12 protein-coding genes and 2 pseudogenes are annotated in these 14,343 nt (G+C 62.8%); 5 read left to right on the forward strand and 9 right to left on the reverse strand.

Features of this window, described 5'->3' with window-relative positions; translation table 11 throughout:
- Positions 1-342, forward strand: a pseudogene (locus ACF8MI_RS11710) (hypothetical protein); the annotation flags it as partial.
- 92 nt (positions 343-434) lie between these two features.
- A complete protein-coding gene (locus ACF8MI_RS11715) occupies positions 435-1,331 on the forward strand; it encodes a formate/nitrite transporter family protein (RefSeq protein WP_104833302.1) in 897 nt (298 codons plus the stop codon).
- A 3-nt stretch (positions 1,332-1,334) separates the two neighbouring features.
- Here the strand turns inward: ACF8MI_RS11715 and ACF8MI_RS11720 are convergent.
- A pseudogene (locus ACF8MI_RS11720) lies at positions 1,335-2,018 on the reverse strand (MBL fold metallo-hydrolase).
- Between the two features lie 130 nt (positions 2,019-2,148).
- On the opposite strand from ACF8MI_RS11720, the gene ACF8MI_RS11725 reads away from it, so the two are divergent.
- Both ACF8MI_RS11725 and ACF8MI_RS11730 read left to right on the forward strand, forming a co-directional pair.
- Complete coding sequence (locus tag ACF8MI_RS11725; protein ID WP_156867762.1) at positions 2,149-3,222, forward strand: diguanylate cyclase; 1,074 nt, start codon at positions 2,149-2,151, stop codon at positions 3,220-3,222.
- 51 nt (positions 3,223-3,273) lie between these two features.
- Entirely contained in the window at positions 3,274-5,859 is a 2,586-nt protein-coding gene (locus tag ACF8MI_RS11730; RefSeq protein ID WP_200929147.1) for an EAL domain-containing protein, read from the forward strand.
- Between the two features lie 86 nt (positions 5,860-5,945).
- Here the strand turns inward: ACF8MI_RS11730 and ACF8MI_RS11735 are convergent, their stop codons facing one another.
- From ACF8MI_RS11735 to ACF8MI_RS11770, 8 genes are all read right to left on the reverse strand, one after another.
- Positions 5,946-6,272 carry a DUF2025 family protein gene (locus ACF8MI_RS11735; protein WP_016713809.1) on the reverse strand — a complete coding sequence of 109 codons (327 nt, stop codon included), beginning with the start codon at positions 6,270-6,272 and terminating at the stop codon, positions 5,946-5,948.
- Positions 6,273-6,422: 150 nt separating this feature from the next.
- Entirely contained in the window at positions 6,423-7,292 is an 870-nt protein-coding gene (locus ACF8MI_RS11740; protein ID WP_060497837.1) for an HlyD family secretion protein, read from the reverse strand.
- Positions 7,293-7,304: 12 nt separating this feature from the next.
- Positions 7,305-7,511: a DUF1656 domain-containing protein gene (locus tag ACF8MI_RS11745; protein ID WP_016713807.1), complete on the reverse strand. Its 207-nt coding sequence runs from the start codon at positions 7,509-7,511 to the stop codon at positions 7,305-7,307.
- Complete coding sequence (locus ACF8MI_RS11750; RefSeq protein ID WP_060497838.1) at positions 7,498-9,486, reverse strand: FUSC family protein; 1,989 nt, start codon at positions 9,484-9,486, stop codon at positions 7,498-7,500. Before ACF8MI_RS11750 ends, ACF8MI_RS11745 begins: the two co-directional genes overlap by 14 nt.
- A 183-nt stretch (positions 9,487-9,669) precedes the next feature.
- Entirely contained in the window at positions 9,670-9,786 is a 117-nt protein-coding gene (ccoM, locus tag ACF8MI_RS11755) for a cytochrome c oxidase subunit CcoM (RefSeq protein ID WP_008097462.1), read from the reverse strand.
- 135 nt (positions 9,787-9,921) lie between these two features.
- Complete coding sequence (locus tag ACF8MI_RS11760) at positions 9,922-10,083, reverse strand: hypothetical protein (protein WP_016713805.1); 162 nt, start codon at positions 10,081-10,083, stop codon at positions 9,922-9,924.
- Positions 10,084-10,150: 67 nt separating this feature from the next.
- Positions 10,151-10,480 carry a hypothetical protein gene (locus ACF8MI_RS11765; RefSeq protein WP_016713804.1) on the reverse strand — a complete coding sequence of 110 codons (330 nt, stop codon included), beginning with the start codon at positions 10,478-10,480 and terminating at the stop codon, positions 10,151-10,153.
- A gap of 62 nt (positions 10,481-10,542) precedes the next feature.
- Positions 10,543-11,238, reverse strand: coding sequence for a M949_RS01915 family surface polysaccharide biosynthesis protein (locus ACF8MI_RS11770; protein WP_060497839.1), 696 nt, complete (start codon positions 11,236-11,238; stop codon positions 10,543-10,545).
- Between the two features lie 162 nt (positions 11,239-11,400).
- Between ACF8MI_RS11770 and rapA the strand changes: the two genes are divergently transcribed.
- On the forward strand, positions 11,401-14,247 hold the full coding sequence (gene rapA, locus ACF8MI_RS11775; protein WP_200929146.1) for an RNA polymerase-associated protein RapA: 2,847 nt from the start codon (positions 11,401-11,403) through the stop codon (positions 14,245-14,247).
- Positions 14,248-14,343: the final 96 nt, after the last annotated feature.

A 14,343-nucleotide genomic window follows, 5' to 3' on the forward strand; every position in this document is an offset into this window, starting at 1 on the left:
CCTAAACTTGGCTCAGCAATCTCAAATGACTATGTGATTTCTCGCATGGCCACTTGTGATGCTGATAATCTTTTTGACTACCAGTCCTTACTCACAAGCACCCACACGAATTGCTTGATTCGATTTGTTAAAGAGCGTTTGGTTAAGAGCTTTTCGTCTCAACCGAGGCGCGCATTCTACGCCTTCCTCATTTGCTGTCAAGCGTTTATTTTGAAGTTTTTTACCACCGCTTTCTTTCGAAAGCCAACAACTTCAAACACTTACCGCTTGCCCCGAAGCGTTCATCGCTGCGAGGAGGCGAATAATACGCGCTTTGAAATCAGAGTCAACACCTTGATCTGAAAAAACTTTCCGCGCGTGTTTTACCCCCACCTGGCAACTAATGAGAGCGCCACGGATCTGTAGAGAAACACCCCCCACGGAGCGTAGCGGCCATGAGCGATGCGCAAAGCGAGAAAACCCCGGGCCTGTCTGCAGATGAAGAGCAGGAGGTCAGCCACAACCAACCGCCCCGGGCGGCAGTGCTGCACGAGATGATCCGCTACCAGGGCGATCAGGAACTCGAACGTACCCTAGCCGCGTTGTGGTGGTCGGCACTGGCCGCCGGCCTGTCCATGGGGCTGTCGCTGATGGCCATGGGGCTGTTCTACGCACGCCTGCCGGAAGGAGAGAGTGCCCAGGTGGTCGCCAGCATCGGCTACAGCGCCGGCTTCCTCGCCGTGATCCTGGCGCGCCAGCAACTGTTTACCGAGAACACCCTCACCGCCGTGCTGCCCGTCATGACCTCCCCCACCCTGGCCAACTTCGGTCGCCTGCTGCGCCTGTGGGGTGTGGTGTTGCTCGGCAACCTGGCCGGCACCCTGCTAGTGGCCTGGGTCATGCTGGAGCTGCCGATATTCGACAGCAAGACGGACGTGGCTTTTCTGGAGATTGGCCGCAAGGTCATGAAGAACGACCTGAGCCAGATGTTCGCCAAAGGCATCGTGTCAGGCTGGATGATCGCCACCATGGTTTGGATGATCCCGTCCATGGAGCACGCCAAGGTCTGGATCATCCTGATGATCACCTACCTGATGGCCCTCGGCGATTTCACCCATATAGTAGTGGGCTCCGTCGAGGTGTCCTATCTGGTGTGGGCCGGCGAAGAAACCTGGCGCAGCTTCTGGCTGGAATTCGCCTTGCCGACCCTGGCAGGCAACATTATTGGTGGCAGCTTCATTTTTGCCCTGATCAGCCATGCCCAGGTACGCAGCGACAGTGGCAAGCCACCCTCGCAACTGCTGAAAGACGACCAAGCCCCGCGCCGGCGCAGCAAGGATGACCACAACTGAAGCTCAGCGTGCCGCCATCGTGCGCTCTTTGGCGTGGCCCCGCTGACGCACAGGCCGTGGCTGCCACCAGTTCTGCCCGGCATGCGGTGAGTCAAGGCTGACCGCTCGCCCATCTGCGGCGTGCTCAAGCGCACCTGGACCTGGTTGGCCAGCGTCAGTATGCGTTCGAAAGGCTCCTGCCAGCCGTGGGTAGACAGGTCGAACGTACCGTTATGAATCGGCAGCATCCAGCGCCCGCGCAAATCCAGGTGGGCCTGCAGGCTCTGCTCCGGCTGCATGTGTACGTTGGGCCAGACGACGTTGTAGGCGCCGGTTTCGATCAAGGTCAGGTCGAACGGCCCGAAACGCTCGCCTATCTGCTTGAAACCGTCGAAGTACCCGGTATCGCCACTGAAGAACACCCGCACATCGTCATCGATGATCACCCAGGACGCCCACAGCGTCCGGTTGCTGTCCAGCAGCCCGCGCCCGGAAAAGTGCTGTGAGGCTGATCAGGGTGGCCGGTCGGGTTTGCGGGGGCTTGCGCACGAACAGGTACTTGAGCCCGATGCGCAGCTTTTTCAGCACCCCATCCTGCGGCAACGATGCCTGGTTGTGAAAACGCCCATCCCGCTGTGGCGCCGGCTCGCCGGCTGCGTTGGCCAAAGGGATCATCAGCAACACTCCGAGCAACAGAAAAGCCTTCATGCTACCCCACAGTGATCAGATCAACCGTGAATTGGCTTCTAAGGTCATTTTTCGCCGATGAAACACTGTTCAACAATATTCATGCGCGTTATGCGATAAACGGTACCCCGATAGAATAGCGATGAACACGATGGACAACCGCAGCGGCAAAGGCCTTTCATTCGTCAAGCGCATCTATCTGCCGCGTGTCATCGGCCTAGGCATCGGTCTGTTCAGTGTCATGGCGGCCATTGCGCCGCTGTCTCCCCCCACCTGGGCATGGCTGCTGGTGCTGTTCAACGGGTTGCTGTGGCCGCACATGGCCTACCTGTGGGCAAGCCGCTCGGCGATGCCCTACCAGGCAGAGCAGCGCAACCTGCTACTGGACTCGCTGATGTGCGGGTTCTGGACTGCCGCCATGCATTTCAACCCGCTCCCCAGCGTGACGGTCCTTTCCATGATGACCATGAACAACGTCGCAGCCGGCGGCAAGCGCATGGTTTTTCGTGGGCTGCTGGCCCAGTTGGCCGGCATGCTTGTCTCCATCCTGCTGCTTGGCCCCGGCCTGCAGCTGACCGCCACCCCCCTGCAGGTGTACGCCTGCCTGCCAATGCTGACGCTGTACCCGCTGGTCCTGGGCTGGGTGTGCTACCAGTTGGCGATCAAACTGGCTGACCACAAGCGCCGGCTGAGCGCCCTGAGCCTCACCGACAGCCTGACCGGGCTGCTTAACCATGGCGCGTGGAAAGACCTGCTACTGCTGAAGTTCCAGGGCTGTAAACAACAGCAGGGGCACGCGGTCATCGCCCTGATCGACATCGACCATTTCAAGACCATCAACGATACCTTCGGCCACGTGGTCGGCGACTGTGTGCTGCGCCAGCTGAGCGCAGAGCTGCGCCGTAATCTGCGCGAAGGCGACCAGGCCGGGCGTTATGGCGGCGACGAGTTTTGTGTGATGCTGCCGGACACCAGCGAGGCCCAGGCTTGCCAGGCCATGGAGCGCCTGCGCGAACGGGTCGCCAACTACCGCAACCCACAGTTGCCGCACCTGCGCATCAGCCTGAGCATCGGCCTGTCCCCCTTCGAAGCCACCCTGGAGTCACCCGAGCACTGGCTCGACCAGGCAGACAAGGCGCTTTACACCGCCAAGCACGCAGGCCGCGACCAGGTCAATTTTGCCCGTGGCGAGGCTTCTACGCTCAAGCTGGCCTATCCTGATTGAACCTCCTTCCTGACTGCCTGGCGGGAGGCTGCCTGAAGGAGCCGCTGACGCATGGCCAGGACTGCCAAACTCCACCCCGCCAGCCCCACACCGCGCTTTCACGTGCGCCGCCTGATTGCCGGTTTCAGTGCAATTTTCGGCTTGGCCTGCCTGGTTACGCTGGGCGCACTGTTCAACATCGCCGCCACCCTTGATCACCAGGAACGTCAGCGTAGCGCCTTCCATGCGAACCAGGCGCTGCAGCAGCGACTGATCGCCTCGCGCCAGTTCTTGTCCAGCTATGCCGTGTGGGATGCTGCCTTCGAACACCTGGCGGGCCAGGTAGACTGGAAATGGGCCTATGAAGAAAAGAATGTAGGCGAGTCGCTGTACAGCGCCAGCGGCTACGAAGGGGTGTTCGTTGTAGAGGACAGCCGCACCACCTACGCGCTATTCAAGGGACAGCCCAGCCAGGCAGGTGCCAACACCTATATAGACGCGCCCCTGCAGCCGATCATCGACCAGGCCCGCGCCGCGGCCGTGCCACGGAAACAGACCACCCGTTACGTGCTGTTCAACGGCTGGCCGGCCGTGCTGACTGCCGCCGCTGTTCGACCGGACCGCGATGTCACTGAAAGTGAGGTACGCCAGGCCCCGGTGATGCTGTTCATCGACCAGCTTACCGAAGACAAGCTGACGCGGCTGGGCACCGGCGCCGGCCTTACCGGCATGCATGTGGACAAGGACAACAGGGGTGAGCACGGCCACTTGCGCATCGAGCTGGGCGATACCGGCTACCACTTGGCCTGGAACAGCCCGCTGCCCGGGCGCCAGCTGCTGTGGGCGGTCTTGCCGCCACTGGTAGGCGCGCTGCTGATGCTTGGCTTGATCATGCTGTACCTGTTCCGCCTCACCCTGCGCAGCTCGCGGGCAATCGGCCTTACACTCACTCACCTGCAACAGAGCAACCAGGCGCTGGAAGCCAGCGAGCAGCGTTTTCGCGCGGTGGCCGAATCGGCATCTGACTGGATCTGGGAAACCGACCGGCAACAACGCCTGACCTACCTGTCGCAACGCTTTGCCAACGTCACCGGCTACCCCGTGGACGACTGGCTGGGCCAACCGCTCAACCAGTTGCTGGCCTGCGATACCACCCCGCTCTCGCCTTGGCTGGACGCCCTGACCAGCGCCGACCCACAACAGTTGGCCAATTTGCGCTGTACCTACCGCGACCAGAATGGCCAAAACCGCTACTGCAGGATTTCGGCCCGCGCCATCTGGTATGACGACAAGCCCAGCGGCTTTCGCGGCACCGCCAGCGACATCACCGACGAAGTCGACGCCCACGCGCGCATTCAGCACCTGTCGTTGCACGACCCACTGACCGGCCTGGCCAACCGCAACAAGCTCGCCAGGCACCTGGAGCAAGCCCTGCTGCGTGGCACCGACTCGCCACCCTTGAGCCTGCTGCTGCTGGACCTCGACAACTTCAAACCGATCAACGACTCGCTCGGCCATGCTGCCGGGGATGCCGTGCTGCAAGAGGTGGCGACGCGGCTGCGCGATACCACCCGCGACGGTGACCTGGTAGCGCGTCTGGGCGGCGACGAGTTCATCGTGGTGCTAAGCGGCATGGACAACCGCAACGAAATCGACCGTTTCTGCGCGCGCCTGATCAGCCTGCTGCAACAACCCATCACCTTCGACAGCCAACCCCTGCATGTCGGTGCCAGTATTGGCGTCGCCCAAACCCGCACCCAGGGTTTCGATGCGGGCGAATTGATCCGTTGCGCCGACATTGCCCTGTACCAGGCCAAAGCCGATGGCAAGAATACCTGGCGCTACTTCGCTGCCGAGATGAACCAGCAGATCCAGTACCGCCGCCAGTTGGAAAACGACCTGCGCCGGGCCCTGCGCAATCAGGAGTTCGAGCTGCATTATCAGCCGCGCTACCGCCTCAGCGACCGACGTATCGTAGCGGTCGAAGCCTTGCTTCGCTGGCAGCACCCGCAGGAAGGGTTGCTGGGGCCGGACACGTTCATCCCGTTGGCCGAGCAAAGCGACATCATCGTCGCGCTGGGCCGCTGGGTGCTACGCGAGGCTTGCCGCACAGCCCATGACTGGCCAGCCGACATTCTGGTTTCGGTGAATCTGTCGCCCGCGCAGTTCCTGCGCAGCGACGTGGTAGCCGACGTGCGTGAAATCCTGCTGGAAACCGCCTTCCCGGCCCAGCGCCTGGAGCTGGAAATTACCGAGAACGTGATGCTCAACGACATCGAAGGCGCGCTGGGCACCATGCTGTCGCTCAAGGAGCTGGGCGTGCGCCTGAACATGGATGATTTCGGCACGGGTTACTCATCGCTGGGCTACCTGCGCACCTACCCGTTCGACAGCATCAAGATAGACAAGCGCTTCATCAGTGGCCTGAACAACAACGGCGGCAGCGACCGAGCGGTGGTTCAGGCCATCATCAACCTGGGCGAAGCGATGGGGTTGACGGTGACTGCCGAAGGCGTCGAAAGCGAACAGCAGCTCAAAGCCTTGGAGAACGACCGGTGTCACGAAGTGCAGGGCTACTACATGAGCCGGCCAGTGGACAGGGCCGAGCTGGAGGCGTTGCTACACCCTACATCCCAAGGCAACACACAGTCTCTGTAGGCGCGGGTTTACCCGCGAACACCGGCAAAGCCGGTGCCATACACCGGGTTGGGTTCTCGTGGGCAAGCCAGCTCCTGCAGGGGGCATCAGGGCTGTTGCAGGCTGCGCTCGGCCACGATCTCTGGCAGGTCCTGGCGGCGCAGGTAAGCACGCAGAGGCTCACCAATATTCAAGCGGTCATCCACATGCTGCTCCAGCAACAGCGCCAGCCGCTCACGACACAACGCCATGCGCTGCCCTTGCTCGGGCCGCCAGACAAACTCGTTGCACGGAGTAATGCTGTCGTCGGCCACGTCCATGCCGAACGAATCCTCGGAAAAACGCACAATATGGACACCACGCTTGCCATGAAAACCGACAAAGCCCTTGAGCTGGTCGGCAGCGTTGCAGATGTCCTGGGAAGTGATGGCCATGACGTAACCTCGCAATGATATCGGAAGATACGCACGCCTGGCGGGGGATGGGTCGCCTCTACCGGGCAACTCGCAAGCCGCAGCCTAACGCAGGTGCGCATGAACGCGCCATGGTTTTCAGCGCTCACCGCTCAGGGTGTAGGGTTGGAGCTACTGCCGACCCCGGTCCTCATGCACCTGCACACTGGCCGTCATCCCCGCACTCAGGGTCACCCCTTCCGGCACCTGGTCCAGACGAATCCTTACCGGTATGCGCTGGGCCAGGCGCACCCAGTTGAAGGTAGGCTCCACTTCCGGCAGCAGTTGGCTGTCCGGGTTGCTGTTGCGGTCGGTAATACCGCGGCTGATGCTCTCCACCTGCCCTTGCATCGGCTCACCCGCCCCCATCAGCCAGACTTTCACGTTATCCCCCACACGAATACGTGGCAGCTTGGTTTCCTCGAAGTACGCCTGGATATAGAAGGTTGAATCATCCACCAGGGCCATGACCGCTTCCCCGGTGTTCACATAGTTGCCTTCGGCCAGACGCAGGTTGGTGATATGCCCGCTGCGCGGCGCCCGCACTTCACTGCGCGCGAGGTTGATCCTGGCCACCTGCAACTGCGCCTCGGCTTCGTGCAACTCGCCACGGGCGATGGCCGCATTGATCTGGGCGTTTTCACGCAACTCGGCACTGATCGCCTCGGGCCCCAAGGCCGTGCGCCGGGCGGCTTCGCGTTCGCGCAGGCGCAACTGCTGGGCGCGGGTCTCGGTCACGGCGCTGGCCTGGTCGAACGCGGCCTGGAAGCGCTCACGGTCGATACTCATCAACAGGTCGCCCGCCTTGACCTGCTGGTTGTCATGGACCTTGAGTCCGCGTACCCAGCCGGACACGTCAGGCGCAATCACCACCACATCGGCGCGCACACGGGCGTCGCGGGTCCAGGGGGTAAGCATGTAGTACTGCCACAGCTGGTAGCCGGCCAACACGGCCAAGGCCACCACACACAGCGTCACCAAGGTACGTACGGCCGCACGCATCGAAACACTCCTTCATAAAGGCCCCAGCAGGCGTACCACCAGGAACAACACACAAACGAACAGCGCCGCATCAAACAGCGCCTCATGCCAGATCCAGCGCCCCAGCGGCGTGGCCTGCACCACCAGGCGCAACAGGCCGGTGAGCAGCAGCGCCAGCAACACATAAAGCAGAAACGGGCTGAGCAGCACGCCGCCCACTTCCCATTCACGTAACCCCATGGGCTTCCTCCTGCCAGCGGCACCACTTGCCCCAGCTTTTTTGCAGTTGCAGCACCGCACCTTCAGCCAGCCGCAACGGGTCGCTGGCAGGCAGCCGGCGCAGGGCAGCGATGAATTGCTCACTGGCGGTGTCCAGGCGCTGCCCGCGCCCGGCGGCAGGCCCTTTGGCCAGTACCGCCTCTACCTGTTGCAGGTACTCGCGCTCGGCACGCCCCAAGGGGGCCTGGGCGACCGCCAGGCACATGCGCAGGTGTACCAGTTCATCACCAATGTCCAGCCCATGCAGGCCGTCGTCCCAGCGCTTGCGCTCGTCTTCCGGTAATTCACTGGCATGCCGCGCCAGTTGCATCAGGCGGTCAGCCATCCGCCCGCCAAACCAGCTGTCGGCCCCACGCAGGTCGCGCCGGGTCAGGCGCACCAGGTCGCTCTGGGTGGCTGCGCGCAGTCGCCGGCCCAGCCAGGCCGGGTGGCGGAACACCAGCAAACGAAAGGCCATGACCGCTGCAGACACCCCCACCAACATGGCCAACGCACTGTTCAGCATGGACGCCACACCGAACTGCATGGCGTTGAGCGGCGACACCAACACGATGAAGTGCAGGCAATAGGAGGTGGCCGTGGCCCCGGTACGGGGGTGGGCCATGCCCAGCGCGCCAAGAAACAGCGGCACACCCATGGCAAGGCACAGCATGGCGAAGCTGCTCCATTGCGGCAGCACAATTTGCCCGACCAGAAACGCAGCAGGTATGGCCAGGAAAATCCCGCGCAAAAAACTCAAGCCAATCTGCGCGCCGTTCTCACGGCTGGCGAACAGGCTACAGACTACGCAGGTCAGCACCAGGCCACCCGGCGCCGAAGGCCAGGCCGTGGCCAGCCAGAACCCGCTCATTACCAGAAAGGCCAGCGCACTGCGCGAACCAAACAGCAAGGCCAGCGACCAGTCGCGGTGCGCAGCCAGGCCTTGGGACACATCCTTGGGCGCCCTGCCCGCCTCCACATCCTCCAGCGCCTGGCCGGCAGCCATAGCGTAATCCAGCAGCAGGGCCATGCGCGCCAGGCAGAAGTGCTCCGCCGAACTGATCTGCTCATCGTGTGCGGCATCCCAGATACGTTGGCGCAACAGCAACAGGCCGGGCGTGTCGGGTTTGCCCAACAGTGTGCGCACGTCGTGCAACCAGGGCGCCAGGTGCTCAGCCTCCCGCTCATCCAGTTGCCGCCACTGACGGCGCACCGAACGGGAGATGCGCAACAGCACCATCAGCTTCTGGCTGAGCCCACGAATGGCACGGGCACGCTGCCGGCCACGGTTGCCTTCGAACCAGGCATGTTCGCGCTGGCTGTCGATGGCCACGATACGTCCCAGGCTTTCCAGCAAGCCTTTGCGCGCCTCGTCCTCGCCACCCAGCATGGCACTGGCGGCTTGCAGACCGTTCTGCCAGGCCTGTCGGGCCTGCCCGCCCAGTTGCTGTTCCACGCGCATGGGCCAGAGCAAGGCACTGCTGGCGGTGGCGCAGAAAATACCCAGGCAGATCTCGGTGCAGCGCGCCACCGCCTGGTCGAACACCTGCAGTGGGTGGTCGATGGCCGGCAAGGCGATGATGGCGGCGGTGTAGCCGGCCAGCACGAAGGCATAGGCCCAGGCGCTACGCAGTTGGGTAGAGGCGGCGGTGCACAGGGCCAGCCAAAGGGCCAGGGTGAGCAGAAACAAACCTGGGGTCTGCGAAAACAGGCCAATGAACAGCACCGACATGACGGTGCCAACCAAGGTACCCGCCAGCCGCGCCAGGCCCTTCTGCACCACCATGCCCGACAGCGGCTGGGCGACGATGAAAGCGGTCATCAGTGCCCATGCCGGTTGCTCCAGGCCCCAACGCATCGCCAGCCACAACGCCAGGCCACCCCCGAGCAGGGTCTTGAGGGCGAACTTGAGGGCGAGGCTGCTGGGGGCGAACAGGGCCTGGAAGGTAATGGGCACGAAGCGGACCTTGCGGGGATGGTCTTGTAGAAAAGATAGACAATGGCGAGCAGGATAAAGCGGAAATGAATAATTAGCTAGCTAATCATCTTTATCGACGTGCAGCCAAAGCACACATCCCAGGCAAAAAAATGGGCGACCGAAGTCGCCCTAAATGCCTTGCGTGCTCGTGTACCCGGAAGGTCAGCGCGGCTTGCGCTTGTTCGAGTCCTTCCAGATGAAAATGCCCAGACCGGCAAAGAAGGCAAACATCAACCCGACCGTTACCACACCGGCGATAACCACGTTGTCGAAGAACATGCTGGTCTCCCCATTCGTTTGCCGTTGTCCGATGGGTGCAAGGTAACCAATGTGGCGGGGGGAAAAATTGATCGGGATCAATGGTGCCCGAGGCCGGGCACGCGAGGCGGGTGCAGGGTTGACCTGCGTCAAATTTCAGCGCTTCTTCGGCTTGCTCTTGGGTTTCTTTTTCTTGCTGCTGTTCAACGGCAGGGCCTGCTCGAATGCGTTGCGCATGTCGTTCAGGCGCTTTTCCTTGAGGTCGTGGACGCGCTTGGCGCGTTCGGCATCGAAATCGATGAGGTTGTCTTGGCTCATGGGTGGGCTCGACGATCAACTGAGACTTGCATGATGAGGCCAGCCGCAGGTGCTGACCAGCCCCCTGTCAGACTTCGATGTCCACCAGCAGCCCCTGGCGTACGTGTTCGCCCATCAACGGGGCCACCGGCACGGTGTTGTCGGCGTTGACCTCATCACCGGGCATGGCACTGTAGCGTTCCTGATCGCCCTTCTGCCTGCGTTGCTGCTGGCGACGCTGCTCATCGCGCAGCAACAGTGCCTGCTCTTGCGGGTCACGCTGGTGCTTGAGGTCGATGGCACTTTCGCCGGACGCAGGCTGCGTCGGCACCACCGGTTTGATGTCGGGGGTGGGTTTGACCGGGTCCTGTTGCGAGGTCACCGGGGCGGCACTGAGCGGAATGATCGGCGGCAGCATGGACGTTCTCCTGTGCCCCTGTATCGGCAGGTGCGGGTTTACCTTGATGTCATGGACAACATTTACTCGGTTTCGTCGCCAGGCTCGTCGTCATCTGGCGGGCTGGCTTCGCTCCAGGGCCGCTTGTAAACCTGCTGCCAGACTGCGTCCATATGGTCGCGCAATACCTGCGGCGCGGTTTTCAGCGACGCACTGTCCTCGCGCTCGCCACCGACCGGTTCCTCGCCCGCCGGGGTGATCAGCGACTGGCCGGTAATGGTGTAGCTGGCCTGCCCTTCGCGCATCTCGATGGCGATGTCGTGGGGGTCGATACCGCCGCCACAGAAGGCATGACTGGCTACCGTCACCTCGGCGACACCGTCCTTGTTCAAGTCGCTGACATCACTGACGTCGGTGTAGAAGTCGACGTCCAGGTCCAGCCCCGGGCAGGTGGTTTCCTGTTCGATCTGCCAACGCGCCTTGAATGCATCGCTTTCGGCAGTGCGCCCGTACAAGGTGGCCTTGAGTACCACCTTGTCCACTTCCTGTTCGCTTTCCGGGTCACTGGCCTGGCCATCGCTGCGGCTCAGTACCAGCAGGCCTTCACCGTCGCGGTCACGGTAGTGCACGCTCTTGATCGGTGTCTGGACGCCTAGCACTTCAAGCTGTTCCATCGGAATGGGGGGCAAGGTCTCGAAATTCTTCTGCTCGCAGGCACTCAGCAGCAGCAGGCTGCCCACGGCCATGGAAGCGCTCATCCAGCGGTGCTTGGCAGACATATAGAAGCGGTGCCCTCGTCGGCTGCGCAGTGCGAGGCGATGAAACAGCTAGACTGACTTACTTCCTGTTGTCGTTCGACACCTTTCGGTGCGTTCGCACTTTGGTCTGACCGGCCGATCCGTTAACATAATCGGCTTTTTCATCGCGGGAGTTCAGGCAGTATGGCGCAGCAGTATCAACCGGGGCAACGCTGGATCAGCGACAGCGAAGCCGAGCTCGGCCTGGGTACCATCCTGGCGCAGGATGGCCGCCTGTTGACCGTGCTTTACCCGGCCACTGGCGACACCCGCCAGTATTCCCTGCGCAATGCGCCGTTGACCCGCGTGCGTTTCTCGCCCGGTGACCAGATCACCCACTTCGAGGGCTGGAAGCTGACCGTGCGCGAGGTCGAGGACATCGACGGGCTCATGGTGTACCACGGCCTGGACGGGCAGAACCAGCCGCGTACCCTGCCAGAAACCCAGCTGTCGAACTTCATCCAGTTCCGCCTGGCCAGCGACCGCCTGTTCGCCGGGCAGATCGACCCACTGTCTTGGTTCAGCCTGCGCTACAACACCCTGCAGCACACCAGCAAGCAGATGCAGTCGGCACTGTGGGGCCTGGGCGGCTGCCGCGCGCAACCGATCGCCCACCAATTGCACATCGCCCGCGAAGTCGCCGACCGCAGCGCCCCGCGCGTATTGCTGGCCGACGAAGTGGGCCTGGGCAAAACCATCGAGGCTGGCCTGGTGATTCACCGCCAGTTGCTGTCGGGCCGTGCCAGCCGCGTACTGATCCTGGTACCGGAAAACCTCCAGCACCAGTGGCTGGTGGAAATGCGCCGCCGCTTCAACCTGCAGGTAGCCCTGTTCGATGCTGAACGTTTCATCGAGAGCGACGCCAGCAACCCGTTCGAGGACGCCCAGCTGGCGCTGGTTGCCCTGGAGTGGCTGGTCGACGACGAAAAGGCCCAGGATGCGCTGTTTGCTGCCGGTTGGGACCTGATGGTGGTCGACGAAGCGCACCACCTGGTCTGGCACGAAGATCAGGTCAGCGCCGAATATGGCCTGGTCGAGCAACTGGCCCAGGTGATCCCGGGCGTGCTGCTGCTCACCGCCACCCCAGAGCAGCTTGGCCAGGACAGCCACTTTGCCCGCTTGCGCCTGCTCGACCCCAACCGTTTCCACGACCTGGCCGCCTTCCGTGCCGAGAGCGAGCACTATCGCCCGGTCGCCGAAGCCGTACAGGAACTGCTCGACGAGGGCCGCCTGTCGCCCAAGGCGCACGCCACCATCCAGGGCTTCCTGGGTGCCGAAGGCGAAGCCCTGCTGGCCGCAGTCAGCGACGGCGATACCCAGGCCAGCGCGCGCCTGATCCGTGAGCTGCTCGACCGCCACGGCACCGGCCGCGTGCTGTTCCGTAACACCCGCGCGGCGATCCAGGGCTTCCCTGAGCGCCAGCTGCACCCCTACCCACTGGCCACGCCCGAGCAATACCGCGAGCTGCCGGCTGGCGAACACGCCGAGCTGTACCCGGAAGTGGCCTTCCAGGCCCAGGGTGAGGTAGCCGACGACGAACGCTGGTGGCGTTTCGATCCGCGCGTCGACTGGCTGATCGATACCCTGAAGATGCTCAAGCGCACCAAAGTGCTGGTGATCTGCGCCCACGCCGAGACCGCCATGGACCTGGAAGACGCCCTGCGCGTGCGCTCCGGCATCCCGGCGTCGGTGTTCCATGAAGGCATGAGCATTCTCGAACGCGACCGTGCCGCCGCCTACTTCGCCGACGAAGAATTCGGTGCTCAGGTGCTGATCTGCTCCGAGATCGGCAGCGAAGGCCGTAACTTCCAGTTCGCCCACCATCTGGTGATGTTCGACCTGCCAGCGCACCCCGACCTGCTCGAACAGCGCATCGGCCGCCTGGACCGGATCGGCCAGAAGCACACGATCCAGCTGCACATCCCGTACCTGCAGGACAGCCCGCAAGAGCGCCTGTTCCAGTGGTACCACGAAGGCCTCAACGCCTTCCTCAACACCTGCCCGACCGGCAACGCCCTGCAACACCAGTTTGGCCCGCGCCTGTTGCCGCTGCTCGAAAGTGGCGAGAGCAAGGCCTGGGATACGCTGGTGGCCGATGCCCGCAGCGAGCGCGAACGCCTGGAAGCCGAACTGCATACTGGCCGCGACCGCCTGCTGGAGCTCAACTCTGGCGGCGATGGCGAGGGCCAGGCGCTGGTCGAGGCCATTCTTGAACAGGACGACCAGTTCGCCCTGCCGATCTACATGGAAACCCTGTTCGACGCCTTTGGCATCGACAGCGAAGACCATTCCGAGAATGCCCTGATCCTCAAGCCAAGCGAGAAGATGCTCGACGCCAGCTTCCCGCTGGGCGACGACGAAGGTGTGACCATCACCTACGACCGTGGCCAGGCGCTGTCGCGCGAGGACATGCAGTTCCTCACCTGGGAACACCCAATGGTCCAGGGCGGCATGGACCTGGTGCTGTCCGGCTCGATGGGCAACACCGCCGTGGCGCTGATCAAGAACAAGGCGCTCAAACCGGGCACCGTGCTACTCGAACTGCTGTTCGTCAGCGAAGTGGTGGCACCGCGCAGCCTGCAACTGGGCCGCTACCTGCCGCCGGCGGCACTGCGCTGCCTGCTCGACGCCAACGGCAACGACCTGGCATCGCGCGTGGCCTTCGAAACCCTCAACGACCAGCTCGAAAGCGTGCCACGCGCCAGCGCCAACAAGTTCGTCCAGGCCCAGCGCGATGTGCTGGCCAAGCGTATCAGTGGTGGTGAAGAGAAAATCTTGCCGACCCACATCGAGCGCGTCGCCGAAGCCCAGCGCCGCCTGGCGGCAGAGGCCGACGAAGAGCTGGCCCGCCTGCTAGCACTGCAAGCGGTCAATCCGAGTGTGCGTGACAGCGAAATCAACGCCCTGCGCAAGCAGCGTGAAGATGGCCTGGCAATGCTGGAAAAGGCCGCCCTGCGCCTGGAAGCCATTCGCGTGCTGGTAGCCGGCTGATCACATCGGTCTCTTGTAGGAGCAGCCCATCGCGACACAAGGCCGCTCCTACAGAGATAGCACAAGGGCTAAATCCGTTATTCCTAGCTGCAATCA

This window comes from Pseudomonas sp. yb_9, assembly GCF_043103635.1.
GTDB classification, from domain to species: Bacteria; Pseudomonadota; Gammaproteobacteria; order Pseudomonadales; family Pseudomonadaceae; genus Aquipseudomonas; species Aquipseudomonas monteilii.

Bases quoted from the DNA above. Each gene is read 5' to 3' on its own strand.
- ACF8MI_RS11735 (WP_016713809.1), bottom strand. From the start codon at position 6,272: ATGGCCATCACTTCCCAGGACATCTGCAACGCTGCCGACCAGCTCAAG.
- ACF8MI_RS11740 (WP_060497837.1), bottom strand. From the start codon at position 7,292: ATGCGTGCGGCCGTACGTACCTTGGTGACGCTGTGTGTGGTGGCCTTG.
- rapA (WP_200929146.1), top strand. From the start codon at position 11,401: ATGGCGCAGCAGTATCAACCGGGGCAACGCTGGATCAGCGACAGCGAA.
- ACF8MI_RS11765 (WP_016713804.1), bottom strand. From the start codon at position 10,480: ATGCTGCCGCCGATCATTCCGCTCAGTGCCGCCCCGGTGACCTCGCAA.
- ACF8MI_RS11725 (WP_156867762.1), top strand. From the start codon at position 2,149: ATGGACAACCGCAGCGGCAAAGGCCTTTCATTCGTCAAGCGCATCTAT.
- ccoM (WP_008097462.1), bottom strand. From the start codon at position 9,786: ATGTTCTTCGACAACGTGGTTATCGCCGGTGTGGTAACGGTCGGGTTG.
- ACF8MI_RS11770 (WP_060497839.1), bottom strand. From the start codon at position 11,238: ATGTCTGCCAAGCACCGCTGGATGAGCGCTTCCATGGCCGTGGGCAGC.
- ACF8MI_RS11730 (WP_200929147.1), top strand. From the start codon at position 3,274: ATGGCCAGGACTGCCAAACTCCACCCCGCCAGCCCCACACCGCGCTTT.
- ACF8MI_RS11745 (WP_016713807.1), bottom strand. From the start codon at position 7,511: ATGGGGTTACGTGAATGGGAAGTGGGCGGCGTGCTGCTCAGCCCGTTT.
- ACF8MI_RS11760 (WP_016713805.1), bottom strand. From the start codon at position 10,083: ATGAGCCAAGACAACCTCATCGATTTCGATGCCGAACGCGCCAAGCGC.
- ACF8MI_RS11715 (WP_104833302.1), top strand. From the start codon at position 435: ATGAGCGATGCGCAAAGCGAGAAAACCCCGGGCCTGTCTGCAGATGAA.